Annotated in this window: 20 protein-coding genes and 1 pseudogene; 15 read left to right on the forward strand and 6 right to left on the reverse strand. The window is 67.3% G+C overall.

The window, feature by feature from the left end; translation table 11 throughout:
- The first annotated feature begins 29 nt into the window (after positions 1-29).
- Positions 30-2186 carry a TonB-dependent receptor gene (locus MFF56_RS24635; protein WP_082772877.1) on the forward strand — a complete coding sequence of 719 codons (2157 nt, stop codon included), beginning with the start codon at positions 30-32 and terminating at the stop codon, positions 2184-2186.
- A 232-nt stretch (positions 2187-2418) separates the two neighbouring features.
- Here MFF56_RS24635 and MFF56_RS24640 read toward each other — a convergent pair whose 3' ends face one another.
- Positions 2419-3069: a response regulator gene (locus MFF56_RS24640; RefSeq protein ID WP_066919214.1), complete on the reverse strand. Its 651-nt coding sequence runs from the start codon at positions 3067-3069 to the stop codon at positions 2419-2421.
- 303 nt (positions 3070-3372) lie between these two features.
- Here MFF56_RS24640 and MFF56_RS24645 point away from each other — a divergent pair, with 303 nt between their 5' ends.
- The 10 genes from MFF56_RS24645 to MFF56_RS24685 all read left to right on the forward strand — a co-directional run bounded on the left by MFF56_RS24645 (position 3373) and on the right by MFF56_RS24685 (position 10371).
- Positions 3373-5265: a methanol/ethanol family PQQ-dependent dehydrogenase gene (locus tag MFF56_RS24645; protein ID WP_066919217.1), complete on the forward strand. Its 1893-nt coding sequence runs from the start codon at positions 3373-3375 to the stop codon at positions 5263-5265.
- 111 nt (positions 5266-5376) lie between these two features.
- The gene (locus tag MFF56_RS24650; protein ID WP_066919219.1) at positions 5377-6057 is read left to right on the forward strand and encodes a pentapeptide repeat-containing protein; all 681 of its coding nucleotides are present in this window, start codon (positions 5377-5379) and stop codon (positions 6055-6057) included.
- On the forward strand, positions 6054-6482 hold the full coding sequence (locus tag MFF56_RS24655; RefSeq protein WP_066919221.1) for a hypothetical protein: 429 nt from the start codon (positions 6054-6056) through the stop codon (positions 6480-6482). The genes MFF56_RS24650 and MFF56_RS24655 overlap by 4 nt, the downstream gene beginning before the upstream one ends.
- A 31-nt stretch (positions 6483-6513) precedes the next feature.
- Positions 6514-6945, forward strand: a complete 432-nt coding sequence (pedF, locus tag MFF56_RS24660; RefSeq protein ID WP_066919223.1) for a cytochrome c-550 PedF — start codon at positions 6514-6516, stop codon at positions 6943-6945.
- A gap of 9 nt (positions 6946-6954) precedes the next feature.
- Positions 6955-7254 carry a hypothetical protein gene (locus tag MFF56_RS24665; protein WP_066919225.1) on the forward strand — a complete coding sequence of 100 codons (300 nt, stop codon included), beginning with the start codon at positions 6955-6957 and terminating at the stop codon, positions 7252-7254.
- On the forward strand, positions 7251-7715 hold the full coding sequence (locus tag MFF56_RS24670; RefSeq protein ID WP_156453519.1) for a rhodanese-like domain-containing protein: 465 nt from the start codon (positions 7251-7253) through the stop codon (positions 7713-7715). Before MFF56_RS24665 ends, MFF56_RS24670 begins: the two co-directional genes overlap by 4 nt.
- A 6-nt stretch (positions 7716-7721) precedes the next feature.
- Positions 7722-7856 carry a hypothetical protein gene (locus tag MFF56_RS32165; protein ID WP_280949056.1) on the forward strand — a complete coding sequence of 45 codons (135 nt, stop codon included), beginning with the start codon at positions 7722-7724 and terminating at the stop codon, positions 7854-7856.
- 117 nt (positions 7857-7973) lie between these two features.
- On the forward strand, positions 7974-8666 hold the full coding sequence (locus MFF56_RS24675) for a quinoprotein dehydrogenase-associated SoxYZ-like carrier (RefSeq protein WP_197430453.1): 693 nt from the start codon (positions 7974-7976) through the stop codon (positions 8664-8666).
- Positions 8666-9646, forward strand: coding sequence for a quinoprotein relay system zinc metallohydrolase 1 (locus tag MFF56_RS24680; RefSeq protein WP_066919229.1), 981 nt, complete (start codon positions 8666-8668; stop codon positions 9644-9646). Before MFF56_RS24675 ends, MFF56_RS24680 begins: the two co-directional genes overlap by 1 nt.
- Positions 9647-10098: 452 nt before the next feature.
- Positions 10099-10371 (forward strand): GapR family DNA-binding domain-containing protein, encoded by a 273-nt coding sequence (locus MFF56_RS24685; RefSeq protein WP_066919231.1) that lies wholly within the window; start codon positions 10099-10101, stop codon positions 10369-10371.
- A gap of 307 nt (positions 10372-10678) precedes the next feature.
- On the opposite strand, the gene MFF56_RS24690 is transcribed toward MFF56_RS24685, so the two are convergent.
- On the reverse strand, positions 10679-11884 hold the full coding sequence (locus tag MFF56_RS24690; protein ID WP_066919233.1) for an L-dopachrome tautomerase-related protein: 1206 nt from the start codon (positions 11882-11884) through the stop codon (positions 10679-10681).
- A gap of 131 nt (positions 11885-12015) precedes the next feature.
- Positions 12016-12204 (reverse strand): annotated as a pseudogene (locus MFF56_RS32240) (catalase); the annotation flags it as partial.
- Between the two features lie 242 nt (positions 12205-12446).
- Here MFF56_RS32240 and MFF56_RS24700 point away from each other — a divergent pair.
- The gene (locus MFF56_RS24700; RefSeq protein ID WP_066919237.1) at positions 12447-13523 is read left to right on the forward strand and encodes a catalase family protein; all 1077 of its coding nucleotides are present in this window, start codon (positions 12447-12449) and stop codon (positions 13521-13523) included.
- 537 nt (positions 13524-14060) lie between these two features.
- Here the strand turns inward: MFF56_RS24700 and MFF56_RS24705 are convergent.
- Both MFF56_RS24705 and MFF56_RS24710 read right to left on the reverse strand, forming a co-directional pair.
- On the reverse strand, positions 14061-14270 hold the full coding sequence (locus MFF56_RS24705; RefSeq protein WP_066919239.1) for a hypothetical protein: 210 nt from the start codon (positions 14268-14270) through the stop codon (positions 14061-14063).
- 167 nt (positions 14271-14437) lie between these two features.
- Positions 14438-15244, reverse strand: a complete 807-nt coding sequence (locus MFF56_RS24710; RefSeq protein ID WP_066919241.1) for an SDR family NAD(P)-dependent oxidoreductase — start codon at positions 15242-15244, stop codon at positions 14438-14440.
- 293 nt (positions 15245-15537) lie between these two features.
- On the opposite strand from MFF56_RS24710, the gene dps reads away from it, so the two are divergent.
- Entirely contained in the window at positions 15538-16074 is a 537-nt protein-coding gene (gene dps / locus MFF56_RS24715) for a DNA starvation/stationary phase protection protein Dps (protein WP_066919243.1), read from the forward strand.
- A gap of 58 nt (positions 16075-16132) precedes the next feature.
- Here dps and MFF56_RS24720 read toward each other — a convergent pair whose 3' ends face one another.
- The gene (locus tag MFF56_RS24720; RefSeq protein WP_066919245.1) at positions 16133-17215 is read right to left on the reverse strand and encodes a catalase family protein; all 1083 of its coding nucleotides are present in this window, start codon (positions 17213-17215) and stop codon (positions 16133-16135) included.
- A gap of 260 nt (positions 17216-17475) precedes the next feature.
- On the opposite strand from MFF56_RS24720, the gene MFF56_RS24725 reads away from it, so the two are divergent.
- The gene (locus MFF56_RS24725) at positions 17476-18555 is read left to right on the forward strand and encodes a catalase family protein (RefSeq protein ID WP_066919246.1); all 1080 of its coding nucleotides are present in this window, start codon (positions 17476-17478) and stop codon (positions 18553-18555) included.
- Complete coding sequence (locus MFF56_RS24730) at positions 18552-18965, forward strand: ester cyclase (RefSeq protein WP_066919248.1); 414 nt, start codon at positions 18552-18554, stop codon at positions 18963-18965. Before MFF56_RS24725 ends, MFF56_RS24730 begins: the two co-directional genes overlap by 4 nt.
- Positions 18966-19004: the final 39 nt, after the last annotated feature.

Here is a 19004-nt window from a genome sequence, read left to right on the forward strand (position 1 = left end):
ACGTGCCACTGCCGTTGCCCGAGGCCCCGATGTCCATCCTTCAGCCTCCGCCAGTCCCGCGTTCACTCTCGGTGGGCGCCCTGGCCGCCGCCCTCTGTATCGCCCCGACCTGTGCCGGCGCGCAGGCCGCTCGCGCTGACGAGGTCACCCTGTCGGAGATCTCGGTGAGCGCCGTGGCCGCGCCAACTGCCGCTGCTGCCGGTCCGGCCTCGGCCAGCGCCGGCTACGTCGGTGGGGTGTCGGGTATCGGCGGCGCGCTTCGCCCGGTCGACGCGGCAAGCGGCGGCATCATCTCGGGCGCGCAGATCAACAGCCGGCCCGTCACGCGGCCTGGCGAGGTGCTGGAGGAGGTGCCGGGCCTCATCGTCACGCAGCACTCGGGCGAGGGCAAGGCCAACCAGTTCTTCCTGCGCGGCTTCAACCTCGACCACGGCACCGACATCGCCCTGTTCGTGGACGGCATGCCGGTCAACATGCGCACCCACGCGCACGGCCAGGGCTACGCCGACCTCAACTTCCTGATCCCCGAACTCGTCGGGGCGGTGGAGTTCCACAAGGGGCCGTACTTCGTGCGCGACGGCGACTTCGCCTCCGCCGGCTCGGTGCGGATCGACTACCTCGACACGGTCGCGCAGAACGTCGCGCTGACCTCGCTCGGCTCCTTCGGCTACAGGCGCGCGCTCTCGATCGCCTCCGCGCCGCTCGGCACCGGCAACCTCCTGGTGGCCGGCGAGGCGCAGACCTACGACGGCCCCTGGGAGGTGCCCGACAACTTGCGGAAGCTTAACGGCGTCCTGCGCTACAGCCAGGGCACGGCGCTCGACGGGTTCTCGGTCACCGGCATGGCCTACTGGGCGAGGTGGAACGCCACCAACCAGATCCCCGAGCGCGCGGTCGCCGACGGCATCATCGGCCGCTACGGCACTCTCGACCCGACGGATGGCGGCGATACCGGCCGCTTCTCGCTCTCGGGGCGCTGGAGCCAGACGGACGAGACCGGCATCACGCGCGCGAACGCCTACGTCATCCGCTACCGGATGAACCTCTGGAACGACTTCACCTACTTCCTGAACGACCCCGTCAACGGCGACCAGTTCCGCCAGCTCGACGACCGGGTGCTGGGCGGAGGTGAGGTTGCCCACGTCTTCCAGGGCGATCTCGTCGGGCTGCCGATGGAGAACGAGATCGGCCTCCAGACCCGCACCGATGCCATGCGGGTCGGGCTCTTCAACACGACGAACCGCCTCTTCCGCTCCACGGTGCTCGACGACCGGGTGCTGGAGGCGAGCGCGGCCTTCTACTACGAGAACCGGCTGCGCTGGACCGACTGGCTGCGCACCAGCGTCGGCTTCCGCGCCGACGGCTACTACGCCGACGTCCGCTCCGACACGCCGGCCAATTCGGGGCGCGCCCGCGACGGCATCGTCAACCCGAAGCTCGGGCTCGTGCTCGGGCCCTGGGCCGAGACCGAGCTCTACCTGAACTACGGCGGCGGCTTCCACTCGAACGACGTGCGCGGGGTGACGGCCACGACCGACCCGGCGAGCCCTCTGTTCAACGTCGCCCGCTCGCCCTTCCTGGTGCCCTCGACCGGCTACGAGGTCGGGATCCGCAACCGCTCGATCGCCGGGCTGGAGACCGCGGTCGCGCTGTTCCGGCTCGACTTCGCCTCCGAGAACCTGTTCCAGGGCGATACCGGCACCACCGAGCCCAGCCGGCCGACCCGCCGCCTCGGCATCGAGTGGACGAACCGCTACGCGGTCACCCCCTGGCTGCGGCTCGAGGGCGACCTCACGGTTACCAACGCCCGCTTCGCCGACCGCGACCCGGCCGGCAGCCGCGTGCCGGAGGCGCCCACGACCATCGCGTCGGCCGGCATTACCTTCGGCGAGGGTCTCGGCTGGTTCGGCTCGCTGCGCTTCCGCTACTTCGGGCCGCGCCCGCTGATCGAGGACAACGCGGTGCGCTCGAAGCCCACCGCGTTGCTGAACGGCCGCGTCGGCTACAACTTCGAGAACGGGGTGAGCCTGTCGCTCGACATCCTGAACCTGACGAACGCCCGGGCCGACCAGATCACGTACTTCTACGAGTCGCGCCTGCCCGGCGAGGCCGGGGGCGTGGCCGATCGCCACTTCCACCCGGTCGAGCCCACGGCCGTGCGGTTGACTCTGGCGGGCCGGTTCTGAGAGCTGGGATCGGCTTTCTCAGCCTGCCACGAAGGTCCGCTCAGGGGTAGAAAGCCGACATTGGTTCACAGGCCGGAAGCTGCCATTCTACGTTGCTGAGCCGCAAACTTCGTCCTGTTCCTCCCGCACATCTAACATGGCTGTAGCGGCATCGATAATGCGCGATATGCTGCTTGGTGCCTCAGGCAGTAAAACCGGATGGAACACGCCGAATAATGTGACCAGGTGTCGATCATCCGCCCGTACCGATGCGCTTGAAGTCGAGGGCGGATGCGAAGATGACCGCCTGGGTCCGGCTGCGGACGCCGAGCTTCCTCATAATCTCGGTCGCGTGCGTCTTTACCATCGACATGCCGATGCCGAGGCAGAGCGCGATCTCCTTGTTGCTGAGGCCCTGCTTGATCAGGATCAGCACGTTCATCTGCGCGTGGGACAGGGTAGACATCCGGGCGGAGGCCACAGAGGTCGATCTCGGACCGGCGCTGAGGGCGGCTGCCACGCTGTCCGGGACGAAGATCTCGCCTTCCAGCGCGCGCGCGACCGCTTCGAGATAGGCGGCACGGTTCGACGTCTTCGGTACGAAGCCGGCCGCCCCAAGCGCCAGCGCCTCCCGGATGATAGGGGCCTCCTCCAGCCCGGAGCAGATCAGGACTGGGATCCGCGGGAACCGGGCCCGGATTGCCATGAATCCCTCGAACCCGCGGATTCCATGCATCGATAAGTCGAGGATGACGAGATCCGTACCGGGCGTATGGCCGAGCGCGGCGGTAGCGGCCTCGATCGAGTCCGCATCCTCGATCAGGGCTTCGGGAAAGCCCGCCTGCAGGATCCGTCGGACGGCATCCCGGAACAGGGCGTGGTCGTCGACCAGAAGAAGTTGCACTGCGGGTTCTCAAATGCGCTCGGCTGCGCGGATGAGGTTTCCGGGACTCGCATCAGCCGTCAAGAAAGGCTGGTCAAATATTATTCTTATGGGCTTGATCCGAGATTTTCATTGGCAAATGTCCTAATCGACATAGGAAGTAACCAAAATAATAAGGATTTAATATAAAGGTTGTACCAAGGTCCATGTCGGCGAAAGCGCTATTCGCTCTCATAGTCCTCTGAGAGAGGTCGTACGCAGCTGATTGCCGCCTCTCGGAACAAGCCGATCCACCGCAACAATCGGATCGACAGGGAGAGACGCATGGCCCATTCGAACGCGACGGCATCCCCGCGCCGATACCTCCTGGCAACCGCATCGTCCCTCCTGGCTCTGACGCTGGCCCTCGGGGGCCCGTCCAGCGCCAAGGACGCGAAGGATGCCAAGGAGATGAAGCCGGTCGCCTGGGAGGACATCCTCAACGACCAGCAAACCAACAACGACGTCTTGATGTACGGCATGGGCGTGAAGGCCCAGCGCTTCTCCCCGCTCGACAAGATCAACATCAACAACGTCGGCCTGCTGAAGCCGAAATGGTCGTTCTCGTTCGGCGACGAGAAGCAGCGCGGCCAGGAGGGCCAGGCGCTCGTCCACGACGGCATCATCTACATCACGGCGTCCTACTCACGCATCTTCGCGCTCGATTCCAAGACCGGCAAGAAGATCTGGTCGTACGCCGCCCGTCTGCCCGACGACATCCGCCCCTGCTGCGACGTGGTCAGTCGCGGTGCAGCGATCTACGGCGACAAGATCTTCTTCGGCACCCTCGACGCCTCGATGATCGCGCTGAACGCCAAGACCGGCAAGGTGATCTGGAACAAGAAGTTCGACGATCACACCGCCGGCTACGCCTATACGGGCGCGCCCAACATCGTGAAAGACCAGAAGACCGGCAAGGTCCTGTTGGTCCACGGCAATTCCGGCGACGAGTTCGGCGCGGTGGGCAAGCTCTACGCCCGCGATCCCGAGACCGGCGAGGAGGTCTGGATGCGCCCGATGGTCGAGGGTCATATGGGACGCCTCAACGGCAAGGACTCGACGCCGACGGGCGACGCCAAGGCCCCGTCCTGGCCCGACAAGGACGGCAAGAAGGTCGAGGCCTGGAGCCACGGCGGCGGCGCCCCCTGGCAGACCGGCGTCTTCGACGAGAAGACCAACACCTTCATCATCGGCACCGGCAACCCGGCGCCCTGGAACCACCATTACCGCTCGCCCGGCGACAGCCTCTACACGTCGGGCCAGGTCTATATCGAGCCTTCGACCGGTGAGCCGGTGGGCTTCTTCCAGCACACGCCGAACGACGCCTGGGACTATTCGGGCAACAACGAGATCATCCTGTTCGATTTCGAGAAGGACGGCAAGAAGATCCGCGCCGGGGCGCATGCCGACCGCAACGGCTTCTTCATCCTCACCGATATCGACAAGCTCACCGCCCGCGACGGCAAGATCAACAAGCCGGAAGCGCTGATCGCGGCCTACCCCTTCGTGAAGGACATCACCTGGGCCAAGGGCTACGACCTGAAGACCGGCCGGCCGATCGAGAACGAGGGCCAGCGCCCGCCGGCGCCCGAGGCCGGGCAGAGCAAGGGCAAGTCGATCAAGGTCACGCCGAACTTCCTCGGCGGCAAGAACTGGAACCCGATGTCCTACTCGCAGGAGACGGGGTTGTTCTACATCCCATCGAACGACTGGACCGAGGATTACTGGACCGAGAACGTGACCTACAAGGCGGGCTCCGCCTATCTCGGCCAGGGCTTCCGCATCCAGCGCAAGTTCGACACCCATGTGGGCGCGCTCCGCGCGATCGACCCGAAGACGGGCAAGATCGTCTGGGAGCATCTGGAGAACATGCCGCTCTGGGCCGGCACCATGACGACGAAGGGCGGCCTCGTCTTCACCGGGACCTCGGATGGCTTCGTGAAGGCCTTCGACGCCAAGACCGGCAAGGAGCTCTGGGCCTTCCAGACGGGCTCGGGCGTGGTCTCGGTGCCGATGACCTGGGAGGACGGCGGCAAGCAGTACATCGGCATCGCCTCGGGCTACGGCGGCGCCGTGCCGCTCTGGGGCGGCGACATGGCCGACCAGACCAAGCTCGTCAGCCAGGGCGGCTCGTTCTGGGTCTTCGAGGTGCCGACCGACACCGCCTCGGCGCAGTGACGGGCTGACCGGCCCGAGACGTCCCCTCTCCCCGCACGTCTCGCCGCCCGCGGGGAGACGGGGGAGAGGGGTTGCCGCCTCTCCCGATCCCGACATCCGAGAACCCGTCCGATGCAGGCTTCCCCCGCCCGCGCGCTGGTCCTGTCCGGCCTGATCCTCGCCGGCACGGCCCTATCCGGCGCCGCGGCCCAGACCGTGATCGTCAACCGCGAGGAGCGGCCCGATCCCTGGATCATCAACGGCTGCACCATCGCTCCCAACGCCGCCTGCCCCGGCGCGGACCTGCGCCACGCCGATCTCAGGAACGCCGATCTCGGCGGGGCCGACCTCACCGGTGCCAACCTCGCCCGTGCCGACCTGCGCGGCGCCAACCTGCGCGGCGCCCTGCTCGACCGGGCCAATCTCGGCGGCGCCAAGCTGCAGATCGCCTTCCTGCAGGGCCTGAAGGCCCGGGGTGCCTCCTTCGTGGGCGCCAATCTCGACCATGCCCGCGCCGCGGGTGCCGATTTCAGCGGCGCCGATTTCACGGTCGCTGACCTGGAGATGGTGCAGGCCAAGCGCGCCCAGTTCGTGGGTGCCCGCTTCGTCAACACCGACTTGCAGGAGACCAAGTTCTACGAGGCCAACCTCGCCGACGCGGTGATGGAGGGGGCCAAGATCCGCTTCGCGATCTTCCAGGACGCCTGGATGAAGGGCTGCCGGGGCTGCCCCGAGACCTGGCAGCAGGGCAAGCCGGTCTGGGACGTCTACCCGGAGGCGGGCCCGCCGCCCGCGACCGGGTCGGATCCGTGAGATGGTCGCCGATCCTCGCGACCGGGCTTGCCCTGCCGGTCGGCGCGGCGGCTGCGCCCGCGCCGGAGGCGGCCTTGCGCCCGGCCTTCGCGCAGTGCCGCGCCCTGAGCCAGGAGGGCGAGCGCCTGCGCTGCTACGACCGCCTCGCCGCGATCCTCGCGCCGCCCCGCTTCCAGGGCCGTCTGACGATGCAGACCGAGCCCTTCGCGATCACGGCCCCCACCGTGCTCCGCTACGAGAGCGACGGCCCGATCTTTGTCCTCGCCCTCAAGGATGCGCGGGGCGAAGTCGTCCAGAACCTGCACATCGGCGGCGGCGGCAGCGCGACGCACACCATCGCGGTGCCGGGCACCTACACCCTGCAGGTCAGCGGCTCCGAGTCCTGGCGCATCTGGCTCGACCCCGTCCGCGACCCCACCCCCTGATGCTTACCCAACTCGACCGTTCGAGGTTTCCATGACCAAGGCCCCGACTCAGGCCATGCGCGGGATGGCGCTCGCTCTGGCGCTCGCCCTGTTGCCGGCGCCCGCCGTCGCCCACGGCGACGCCGCGCCCCAACCCATCGACACGAAGGGTCTGCCGGAGCTTGGCGACGACATCCGCACGGCGAATCCCTACGCGGGCAACGCGCTCGCGATCGAGATCGGCGCCAATGGCTACAACCAGAACTGTGCCCGCTGCCACGGGCTCGACGCCAAGTCCGGCGGCATGGCGCCGGACCTGCGCGAGGTCGAGGCGGGCGAGGCCGGCGACGGCTGGTTCATCACCCGCGTCCTGCACGGCGCCAAGAAAGACGACCGTTACCGAATGCCCCCCTTCGAGGGGATCCTGAGCCAGGAGGCGATCTGGGCGATTCGGACTTACGTCGAGAGCCAGCCGAAGAGCTGAGCGGACCCGATGCTGCGGGCAGCGCTCGTCCTACTCACGGTTCTCGCTCCGGCGGGCGCGATCCGCGCGGAGGGGATCAAGGAGTACCAGATCCGGCGTCTCCTCATGCTGAAGACGGAGTGCACCGTCAGCGGTCTGCAGGTCGAGGAGCTGGAGGGTGGTGCGAGCCGCTTTCGCGCCGGCTGCGAGAATGTCAGCCACTATCCGGACGGCGTCGAGATCCAGTGCCCGAACACGGAGGACGACCGCGAGTGCCGCATCCTGACGGCGAGGCGCGAGTTCCCACACCTGCGCGCTCTGCAACGATGATGGCCGCCGCGCTCGTGCTCCTGCTCGCCGCTGCGCAGGTGCCGGCCCGCGCCACGCCGTCCGGTTCGGCGCGGGATGCGCCCGCCATGGCCGCTGCTACGACCGCGGACATCGACCCCGCCACGGGTTTGCGCGTCCGGAACTACCGCGCCCCCGTGACCATGCCCGTGAGGGGGGGCACCCGCATCGACCTCGACGCGGTCGACCGGCTCCGTACGGAGGGCGCTGCGCTGATCGACGTGATGCCCCAGCGCGGCGGCTTCGACCCGGCGGGCGGCGCTTGGCGGATCGTCGACCGGCACGCGACCATCCCGGGGGCGGTCTGGCTGCCCGAGACCGGCCGCGGCACGATCGAGCCGCGGCTCGCCGCCTACCTCGCGGCCTGGCTCGCCAGGCTGAGCGGCGGCGACCGGGGCCACCCGCTGATCTTCTTCTGCATGGCCGATTGCTGGATGTCCTAGAACGCGGTGCGGCGGGCGGCCGATCTCGGCTACCGCCGCGTCTACTGGTTTGCCGAGGGCACGGACGGCTGGAGCGAGGCCGACCGCCCGCTCGTGCCGGCCGAGCCCCCCGCGGTCCCGCCCCTCACCGCCGCGCCCTGAGGCGAACCCATGCCCGCGCCGAATCCCGCCGCATCGCCCGTCCTCCGCTCGGCAGGCCGGCCTATGCCGAACGCCAGCACCACGCGCGATCCCCTCGATTCACCGCTCTGGCCGAGCATGGCAGAGCGCTACCTCGGCGGCCTCCCCGCGATCTTCGACGACCGCGTCGCCGTTGCGCTGCCCCCGGTCACCGAGGACCAGACACAGGTGCCCTTGACGGTCGATGCACGGGCGATCGGGCCGGTCGAGGAACTGCTCGTCATCGCCGACCTCAACCCGTTCCCGCTCACCCTGCGACTCGTTCCCACCGCCGCGCAGGCCTTCGTGGCCTTCCGGATGAAGATCGAGCAGGGCACGCCGATCCGGGCCGCCGCGCGCCGGGACGGGCTCTGGCATGTCGGCGGCCGCTACCTCGACGCGGCCGGAGGCGGCTGCTCCGTCCCGCCCGTGGTCGAGAAGAAGGTCGACTGGAGGAATCTCGGCCGCATGCGCGGCCGGGTCTGGCGCGAGGCGCACGACCTGCGTCTTCGCCTGCGCATGACGCACCCGATGGACAACGGCATGATCGCCAACGTGCCGCTCTTCATCGTGGAGACTCTGACGGTCTCGGACGCGTCGGGCCGTCAGCTCGCCAGCCTCACCCTATCGGAGGCCATCGCCGACGACCCGACTCTGACGCTGCTGGTCGCAGGGCCCGAGACCGAGGCCCTGACCGTCACGGCACGCAACACCGCCGGCAACGACTTCCGCGCCCGGGCCGCGGTTCCACCCGCGGATGCCCAATCGGCCGAGATGCAGGGGAGGCCGTGATGGCGGCAGGAGAGCGATCCCACGGGCTGACCCGCCGACACGGCCTCGCCCTCGGTCTCTCGGCCGCGGCGGCGGTCTGCCGCCCGTTCGCCGCCGCGACCGCCCCGCGCCGCTATGTCCTCGACCCGGTCCGGATCGCGGAGGGCGTCTGGACGGTCTACGGCGCCCAGGAGGCGATCACGGCCGAGAACGGCGGCGCCATCGCCAACGTCACCCTGCTGGACACGCGTGAGGGCTGCGTTCTGATCGATGCGGGCCCGTCGCACCGCTTCGGCACGGCCCTCGACGCCCTGGCCCGGGACCTGACGGGCAAACCGGTTGTCCGGGTCTACCTCACCCATCTCCACGCCGACCATAGCCTTGGCGCCACCGCCTTTCCCGACACGGTGCTCTGGGCCGGCCCCGGCCTGCGGACCGACCTCGCGCGGTTCGGCAACGATCTCGCGAGCGGGATGTACCGCGTTGCCGGGGACTGGATGCGGGGCACGGGCGTGCCCAAGCCCGCCATGGAAGCCCGTGAGGGTGCGGAGGATGTCGGGGGGCGGCGCTTCCGGCTGCTGCGCCTCTCCGGCCATACCCGGGAGGATCTGTGCCTGTTCGAGGAAGCCTCCGGCCTGCTGTTCCCAGGCGACCTCGTCTTCCTCGACCGCGCCGCGACCACGCCCGATGCCGATCTGCCGCGCTGGCGCACCGCCCTGCGGACGATCGCTGACATCCCTTGCGGTCTGCTTGTCCCGGGGCACGGCCCCGCGGAGGCCGGCCGCCGCGGCATCGATCAAACGCTCGCCTGGCTCGATGCTGTCGAGGCCGGAATTGGGGCTGGCTTCGAGCTAGGGCTCGACGTCACCGAGATCATGGCGCGTCCCTTGCCGGACTGGGCAGACGGGATCGCGGTAGCGCGCTACGAGTATGCCCGCTCCGTCATGCACCTCCTGCCGGAAATCGAGGCGGACCGGCTCCCGAACCTCTCGGCCCTGTAGGCGCGCGGGTGAGCGGTCCAATCCTCGCTTAGTGGCGACGCAGGTCAGCGCTTCCAAGCGCGATCAGCGGCAGCATGAAGATGAACGTCTCCGTCAACTCAAGGGCGTCGCCTCCGACATCGGGTTCGTATAGCAGCCGGGTTGCCCTCGCGCCGTAAGCGGACGCTTGATTGATTGGAGATGAATATCGGCTTGTGGCGCACAGCTGAGCAAGCGGCGAGCGAACTCCTAACCCCTTGCGGACATTCAACCCGCTTCCACCGAAGGTCCGGATGGGGTGGGTAGCGGACTCATACCCTTTGCCCTGAAGCGGACGTTCTACTGGCGACCCAACCCAGACGGATGCGCGCCTATCGAAGCTTCTCGAAGGTCGTCATTCTTGGACTGTTGGGCTTGACCGCTCGCTCACTCAACCGGAGCAGATTGCCGCCTCGGCTAAGCATGAGGATCGCATGACCGACACGGTGGCCGTGGCTGGCGACCGCATCCGTTCGATCATCGAGCCCATCGAGCGGATTGAGGAAGAGATCACGGATCCCATGGAGAATAAGAAAGAAGTCTTCGCCAAAGCCGAGGGTGAGGGCCTCGACGTCAAGGTCCTGAAGGAGATGCTCAAGATCCGTAAGCAGGATAAAGACAAGTGCGACGAGTACGCGACCCTACTTTACGTTTACATGCGCGCGATGGATGCCCCATCCGCCCCCGAGATGTCCAAAGCGGCTTAGCGAACCTCGATCAGGACGTATCCGGGGTCGCTGCCCGGGATTGTGAGTGCAAGATGCTGAGGACGCCGCCAATGTAGACGAAGCGGCAGATGGGCCATTTGGCTCCGCCCAGATCCGATCACAAGACGAGGGAGCTTTCGCTCTCACCATCGAGAGCTGAGACGCGCCGCGGCTCGCTAGGGGGTGATGCACCATGAGTGATTGAATGCAAGGACATGCCGAGTGTGTCGGCATGTCCCGAAACGCGAAGTCTCGTCGCGATAGGATCCGGGAAGGCTTCAGTGAGCCGCAGGAAACCGGTTAGTCCTTAGCGAGAGGTGGCTGAACCGGTCGATCCGCTCACCTCCCCCTGAGTGGGCTTGATGGCCCAGAGCTCGGTCGGCAGGCTGATAGGGGCGCCGGGCTTGTAGTCGGCCGAATCCTGAATGTGGGACGTCGTCACATAGATCGTGCCGTCGGGTCCTTCGCTGAACGTGTCTGGCCAGCGGAGCCTGTCGTCCTGCACCAACGTCGTCAGCCCGCTGTTCGCCTTGGATAGATCGCGCACCTTCACTGCGTTGTCCTGCGGAGAGGTCACGTACATTCGCCCGTCCTTGCGCGAGATCAGCAGCCCGTCGGCTGGGCCGTTCTCCCCAACCGTGGCGATCTTTCCGCTTAGGGTCCTGTCGCTCAGCATCTCCGGCACGAAGGACGCTGTTGCCCAACCGGTCAGCGCGTCGGTTGGGAGGCTGTAGAGCGTCTTGCCCTTGATTGCCTGCCAATAGAGCGTCTTGCCATCTGGCGAGAGCGCGATGCCATCAGCCGAGAATTCGACGCCGCGGCCGTCAGGGCGGCGCAAGGGCTTGCCGTCGTACTGCACGGTCACGCTTTTGTCCGGCATGGTAGAGGAGTGGCCGGACAGGACGCGCTTGGCCGAGCCGCTATCGAGATCGACGATGATCAGCGCACCTTCGGCACCTGAATCCGTTAGGTAGGCGGTCTTTCCATCCGGCGAGATCCGCACGTCGTTGATGTAGGAGGCTTGCAGGACGGTGCCGGTGTCGAACGGGATCGTCTTCACGACTTGATTGGTGTTCAGATTGATCCCGACAAGCTTGGCTCCGTCCTTGACCACATGTGCCATGGCCGGCGCGGCGGCATCGACCACCCAGAGGCGATCCTGGGCGTCGGCGACGACGCTCTGGACGCAGACGAAGTGGGTTTTGGGATCGATCTCGTCTTTCCTGGCATTGCGCCAGCTGTTCCAGTCGTCGTTCGGATAGGCGATCGGCTTGCCGCCTTTCAACTCTGCTACCGAGACCGGTGCGTCCTCGCTCCACCGGGGGAAGTTGACGAAGATGCGCCCGTCGCGGCTTACCGTGATGCCCGTGACTTGATGCTCGAAGCTCGCCACCTGGGTGAGGTTGCCCGCACCGGGAGCCATGTTCTGGGCTGCGGCGGGAAGCGCTAGCGTCGCGGCGCTAGCCATTGAGGCTGTGGCCAGCCCGATACGGGCGCTCGCTGGAAACTTCATGGTTGGCACTCTCAGAGGGATATGCCGGCCAACTCCCCAAGGCCTCGGAGGCTCCCGCGTGGACAAATGCTCGGGGCGGGCGAGTCGGACCGGACGAGTAAGATCGACCTTTCGTCGCACGCGACGGCCTCGTTCTCTGGAACGATCAGCTCCCCGACGACGCAGGCCGAGCTCTGGGCGTGGCTCGCGCGTACGGCGTGGTGCTCGCGCTTCTCCACCACCTGCGACTGTTGGGTCATCCCCTGGATGATGCCGTCGATGGACTTCTGCTCGTCCGGAGCGGGCGTCTCGATGTCGGGGGCGTAGCGAAGGAATGTCATCGGCGTATCCTCGACGCGTCGTCCGCCTGCGGGGTGATTCTACGAAGGCTGGGATCAGGACGCGGCGTCCAAAGGCCGCGGATCGCGGCCGCGCCTGGGCAGAGAGAAAGACCGCACCGCCGACAAGCCGCGCCGGCCCCCTACCGTTCCACACCTTGTTCATGGGCGATTGAATGCCGCACAACCGGGAACGTCGCCGGGTAAGCGGGTGTTCTGTCCTGGCCGCCAGCGGGAGACAGACCTTGCGATCACCGGTGCGATACACTCCCGACGTTGAGGCGGTGCTGCCGGACGAAGGGCAGACCATCGAGCAGCTCAACCCAACCTTCGATAAGATCCTGAGCCGGGTCGCGGAGCATTCGGGCCATGCCGTGCGCTCGGTCCACGCAAAGTCGCATGGCATCCTTGAAGGGGCTCTGACGATCGATGCGGGCCTGCCCCCCGAGCTGGCCCAAGGCCTGTTCGCCACTCCTGGCCAGCATAAGATCTACATGCGGTTGTCGACCAACGCCGGCGACATCCTTCCCGATGCGGTCTCCCTGCCCCGTGGCCTCGCACTCAAGGTGCTGGACGTCGAGGGCGAGCGCCTGCCGGATGCGGAGGGGACGACCCAGAACTTCATCATGGTCAACGGCAAAGTGTTCCAGGCACCGAACGCAGAGAAGTTCCTGGGCAGCCTCAAGCTGCTGGCCGGCACCACGGACCGCGCCGAGGGGCTGAAGGTCGCCGCCTCCACGGTCCTGCGCGGCGTCAACAAGGCTCTGCATGCGGTGGGCGTCGACAGCCCCACCATCGGCTCGCTGGGCGGCGCGCCCAACGTCAACCCCCTTGGCGAGACGTATAACAGCCTGACGCCGTTCCGGTACGGTGACTATATCGCCAAGTTCTCGCTGGTCCCGGTCGCCCCCGTCCTGACCGCCCTGTCCGGCGCCGAGATCGAAGCCTCCGGCCGTCCGAACGCGATCCGCGAGACGGTGCGGTCCGAGATGGCTGGCATCGCCGGCGAGTGGGAGTTCCGGGTGCAGCTCTGCCGCGACCTCGAACGCCAGCCGGTCGAGGATCCTACGGTGGAATGGAAGGAGGACGAGGCACCGTTCCGGCGGGTCGGCGTCCTCCGTGTCCAGCCGCAGGACAGTTGGGATCCTGCACGGGTCCAAGCTGTGGATGAGGAGATGCGGTTCAGCGTGTGGACCGGCCTCGCAGCGCACCGACCTCTCGGCAACATCAACCGCGCCCGCAACGCTCCCTACCGGCATTCGGCCGAGTTCCGTGAGCGGTTCAACCGCTGCCCGATCCACGAGCCGGGTACGGTGCGCTGAAGCGACATCCTGAAGTTGCACCTGCTGCAGATCTCAGATCGGGCGCAACGGTGATGTCTGCTTCATCGCTAAACCGCTCGAAAGCGGACAGGCAGAAATCCACCCATCTCGGTCGCCAGTCTCTATTTCGTCGATAGCCTAGAAGCGGACCTCCCGAGGGGCTGCAAAGGGTCGAGAGCGGCGGTTCAGCGCCTGACAGCCCAAGGTCGGCTGTTGGCGCACAGCCGGCAGGGACTGGAGGGCAAATAACGGGACGTTCCAGTCTTGGAGAAGCCCTATCACGCCGAGCCGCTGGAGCATCTGTTGGTCCGCCTGCAGACCGGTGAGATGCACCTTCGCGAAGGTGGCTGGGATCTGCCGCCGCCATGCCGGTGCCCGGATGCACCGGCTGACGGCAGGCGATTTCGCGCCGACCAGGGTCGCTGATCCGCATCGCGAGGCAGCGGCCGCCGGATCGACGCTTTCGGCCCCTACACACCGAAGAACGACCGAGGCGGGGCCGGTCGGACCCGTCCAGGAGGATGTCCGCGCCCCGGACTACCGGAGCGTCGGGGACTCGCCCGGCTGCAAGTGGCGGTCGCTTCCGTCGGGACCGCTCGGCGAAACGTGGTCGTTCAATCGGCCGAGATGTTCGAAGACGTGCTCGAAGGCGGCGGTGACGGCCTTCTCGAAGCTACCGTCGCCCTTGCCCTGGGCATCCTTCAACGCGCCGAGCAACTGGCGGTGCTTTTCAGTATCTCTGGACATGGCCTACCCTTTCGCCCGGGCATCCCCCGGGGTCGGTGAAAAGCCCCCGCTACCGACGGCGGTTCCCGGGACCGTGGCCGCGGAGTCGGCGCGCTTACGACGTGGACCTTCGATAGCAACCTCTCGAAGTTCGCACGGCGAAGCGATACCGCCGGCTATCAGGAAGGCTAAGCTCCCATGGTCATGACCGAGCCGCCGTCGACCCTGAGGAACTCGCCCGTGATAAAGCTGGCATGTTCGGAGCAGAGGAACGTGACCGCGGCGGCGACTTCCTCCGCGCGGCCGCGCCGCTTGGCGACGATGCCGGGGCGCTCCTCGTCCAGAGTGACCTGGACCGCTTCGTCGAACGAGATGCCTTTCTCCTTGGCCTTCTTCTCCATCTGCGCGTCGGTCATCGGCGTTGCGATGAAGGCTGGCCCGACCGCGTTCACAAGCACGCCGTCCGGCCCGTAGGCCTTGGACAATCCTTTCGCGAGGTTCAGGACGCCCGCCTTGGCCGCCGCGTAGGGCAGTTCCTCGACGTAGGGCTGCACGGCGTCCTCGGACGAGAACAGCACGACGCGGCCCCAGCCAGCCTTGCGCATGTGCGGAATGAAGGCCCTGGTCGCGCGCACCCCGGCCATGAGATCAGTCTGCAATGCCTCAAGCCAGTCGTCGTCGGTGAGGTCCAGGAAGTCCCCCGACGCCCCGGTGATCCCGGCGGCGCAGACGAGGATGGTCGGCTTGTCGTCGAAGGCCATGTTGGCGAAGGCGGCGAGCACCTCGATCCCCTTGGCCGTGCTCAGGTCCGCTTCGATGGCACGGACCGGGCCCAGCGCCGCCAGTTCCTTGGCGGTGGCCTGCAACTCAGGGCCTTCCTTGTCGGTCAGGACGACGTGCACGCCCTCGCGTAAGAGATGTTCGGCGGTCGAGCGGCCCATGCCAGACTTGGCTCCCGTCACGACCGCGACCCGTCCGCTGATGCCAAGATCCATCTGTCTCGTTCCGTCACCGTTCGAGAGGGCCGCTCCGTGTCACACCATGAGCGGTAAACGGGAAGTCCGCCTTGCGGGAGAGGTTCCGTGGGAGTTCCGTGCTCCGGCCTTCTTGCCGAGTGATGCAGGCTCGAAGTTCCCGTTCCACCTGCTCAAGACCGATACCTGAACTCGTCGCGACGAGCCGGTGCGACCCTAGGCGGCCGGGGGCTGGGGTGCCCAAAGGTCGGACCCAACCAAGGGAACCACCTCCGCTCTACACAATTGCCGCCTCGGCATCACGGAGCAGAAGCATGGCGACGAGCAGCACCCCGCGTACTCATCGGACCCGCAACAACACCGATTCCAACGCCAAGAAGGTGTCCATCGAGGCCTTGAACGCCCGGCTGGCGGACGGCATCGACCTCGCGCTGGCGATCAAGCAGGCGCACTGGAATCTCAAAGGGCCGCAGTTCATCGGGATCCACCTGATGCTGGACGGCTTCCGCGCCGAGATCAGCGGCTTCAACGACAAGGTGGCCGAGCGGGCGGTGCAGCTCGGTGGCACGGCCCTGGGAACGGCGCAGGTCGTGGCCGACAAGACCAAGTTGCCCGCCTACCCGACCGGCATCTACGCCATCGCCGACCACGTCGCCGCGCTGATCGACAGCTACGCCGCCTACGCCAACGCCGTGCGCGAGAACATCGACGAGACGGACGAGGCGGGTGACGCCGACACGGCGGACCTGTTCACGGAGGTGTCCCGCGCCGTCGACAAGCACCTCTGGTTCCTCGAAGCCCACGTGCAAGAGCCGACGGGTCAGATGCGCGACGGCGACGCTCGCAATTGAGCCGTGGCCGCCCCTTCGTACCTGACCGTACTGAGGGGCGGTCGTCAGAAACGTGGTGTCAGGCCGGGATGCTTTCGGGCGAGGCTGTGTTCTCTGCGGTCACGCCATTCTCGCGATGCCGGAAATCGCTCAGCGCCCGATAGACCTGCAGCCGTGCGCGCATCACCGAGCCGAGCGGCCGGTGCTCCGCGAGGCTGTGCGCCGGCCGGAAGGTCATCACCTCGTCGAAGTAGTGCACCCGCTCGGGTGAGTAGGCATCTTGGCGCGGCAGCCGAAGCGTCGCCACCGTCCGGTACGGGCTGACCGCGACCGGCCAGTCGACCGAGGCGTCCTCGATGGGCTGGCGCTCAGCATCCGCCCAGAGCTGCGCCTTAAGCTCGTACACCACCTCGTTGTCGCGGAAGAACGCCGCGGCCGCGTGGCGGAAACCGTCCTCGTCATCGTGTGGGTCGAGCCGCCATTCGGCCAGGTCCAGCTGCGCCTGCGAAGCCGGGACCGCGCCGAGCTTGGCGACGTAGTCCCCGAACCGCATCGGGGCTTGGCTGAAGTAGCTGTCGGCGAGCGGATGGCTGTAGGGGTGGCCCAGGAAGTCGGCCATGGCGCTCTCCGTGCCGAAGGCATGCAACACCCGGTTGAGGTTGCGTGCGGTTGCGGCGGCCGCACTTTTCACGCCCTCGGGCAGGCCGGTCGCCTTGCCGATCACGGTTCCGTCGCGCAGGAACCCGGCCGCCGTCCCGGACGGGAAGGTCGTGCCGGTGGCGAGCACGAAGTCCTGGGTCTCGACGTCGTGGCCGGGCAGCTTCTCGCCGGGCACCCCGAAGACCTTGATCGACATGCCGCGGTGGGTCGACACGCGGTCGCCCAGGGTTTCGCCCGGCCCCTGGGCGAAGCGCACGGCCACCTTGTGCATCCCGGGCTTGGCGAACAGACCCTGTGCGAGTTCGGGCGGCAGGCCTTCGGGAACGACCAACTCCCCGGTGACGCAGGCAGAGCTTTTCGCGTGGCTCGCGCGCACCGCGTGACGCTCGCGCTTCTCCACGACCTGCGACTGCTGGGTCATCCCCTGGATGATGCCGTCGATGGACTTCTGCTCGTCCGGGGCAGGCGTCTCGATGTCGGGCGCGTAACGGAGGTAGGTCATGGGCGTCTCCTGATCGTGTCGTGCGCCAACGGGATTGCTTGACGTTGGCCGGGGTCAGGGCGCGGGATCGACCTGCTGCTTTGGAGCAGAGGGCGGGCGCAAGACGACGAACCCGTGGCGGTTGGGCGGGCCGTACCGCCGACAAATCGTCCGCCGGGGCGTACGTTCCCGGGTTCGTTCATGGGCGATTGAATGTCCCGCAATCCGGAACGTCACCCACCCGCTGTCGTTCTGTCTCGGCCGCTGCCAGGAGACGGACCGTGCAACCTCCCGTTCGATACAGTCCCGATGTCGAGGTGGTGAGGCCCGACGAAGGGCAGACCATCGAACAACTGAACGAGGCCTTCGACACGATCCTAACCAGGGTCGCGGAGCATTCGGGCCATGCCGTGCGCTCGGTCCACGCGAAGTCGCACGGTATCCTCGAAGGGACGCTGACGGTCGATGCGGGGCTGCCCCCCGAACTGGCCCAGGGCCTGTTCGCGAAGGCGGGCGAGCATAAGGTGTACATGCGGATGTCGACCAACGCGGGCGACATCCTACCCGACTCCGTCTCCCTGCCCCGGGGCATCGCCTTGAAGGTCCTGGACGTCGAGGGCGAGCGTCTCCCGGATGCGGAAGGGACGACGCAGAACTTCATCATGGTCAACGGCAAGGTGTTCCAGGCGCCGAACGCCGAGAAGTTCCTCGGCAGCCTCAAGCTGCTCGCCGGCACGACCGACCGGGTGGAGGGGCTGAAGGTCGCCGCCTCGACCGTGTTGCGCGGGGTGAACAAGGCGCTGCACGCATTTGGCGTCGACAGCCCCACCATCGGCTCGCTGGGCGGCGCGCCCAACGTCGACCCCCTCGGCGAGACGTATAATAGCCTGACGCCGTTTCGGTACGGTGACTACATCGCCAAGTTCTCGCTGGTACCGGTCGCCCCCGCCCTGACCGCCCTGACCGGCACCGAGATCGACGCCTCCGGTCGGCCGAACGCGATCCGCGAGACGGTGCGGTCCGAGATGGCTGGCATCGCCGGCGAATGGGAGTTCCGCGTGCAGCTCTGCCGCGATCTCGAACGCCAGCCCATTGAGGACCCGACGGTGGAATGGAAGGAGGACGAGGCACCGTTCCAGCGGGTCGGCGTCCTCCGTGTCCAGCCGCAGGACAGTTGGGATCCGGCCCGGGTCCAGGTGGTGGATGAGGAGATGCGCTTCAGCGTCTGGACCGGGCTCGCCGCGCATCGGCCGCTCGGCAACATCAACCGGGCCCGCAACGCCCCCTACCGGCATTCGGCCGAGTTCCGCGAGCGCTTCAACCGCTGCCCGATCCACGAGCCGGGCGCGCTGCGCCGATGACAGAGGACAACAGGCGGCTCGTCCGCGCCTACTTCGATGCGTTCCGCGACTGCGACGATGCTTGGTGGGACGCCAACATCGCGCCGGACTTCGTCAGGCACGACCCGGGCCTCGACTTCGAGGTGCGCGGACCGGCGGGCGTGCGCAAGCTCGCCGCGGTCCTGCATGGCGGCCTGTCGGACATTGCCATGCCGGTCGACGAACTCATCGCCGAGGGCGACCGCATACTCGCACGGCTACGTTTCCAGGGGCGGCATACCGGGGAGTTCCAGGGACTGCCGGCCACCGGGCAACACGTCGACATCGTGGTCATGGACCTCTTCCAAGTCGCGGACGGTCGCCTCGTCGAACACTGGGCGTTGATGGACAACCTGACGATGCTCAAGCAACTCGGCGCCGTTGACACGTGACGGCCGGCGACGACGCCGTGACGTGATAACCCGCGTCCC

The organism is Methylobacterium hispanicum (genome assembly GCF_022179285.1).
Lineage (GTDB): Bacteria > Pseudomonadota > Alphaproteobacteria > Rhizobiales > Beijerinckiaceae > Methylobacterium > Methylobacterium hispanicum.